This is a genomic window from Rothia sp. HMSC072E10, assembly GCF_001813965.1.
GTDB classification, from domain to species: Bacteria; Actinomycetota; Actinomycetes; order Actinomycetales; family Micrococcaceae; genus Rothia; species Rothia mucilaginosa_A.
Map to the genome: position 1 here is coordinate 206,902 of NZ_KV814491.1, position 312 is coordinate 207,213.

Sequence of the window (312 nt, forward strand, 5' to 3'; positions counted from 1 at the left end):
CCCTTCCTTTTCGGAGGGGCTTTCATTGAGGCCAGACGAACAGGGGCACCTGCAGGGCAAGCCACTGGATTTCCCTTCCTTTTCGGAGGGGCTTTCATTGAGGCTCGTCGCGTGATTGGGCTGGTCGCCGCGAGTATGATTTCCCTTCCTTTTCGGAGGGGCTTTCATTGAGGCTATGAGCGGCAGATTATAGACAAACTGGGAGACAAATTTCCCTTCCTTTTCGGAGGGGCTTTCATTGAGGCTTTAAGTACTCGAATGAGGCGTCCATCACTGACGGATTTCCCTTCCTTTTCGGAGGGGCTTTCATTG

At 52.9% G+C, this 312-nt stretch carries 1 CRISPR repeat array.

The features are described from left to right. Positions 1–311: direct repeats of the CRISPR family, unit length 27 nt; unit sequence CCCTTCCTTTTCGGAGGGGCTTTCATT. Position 312 lies beyond the last annotated feature (1 nt).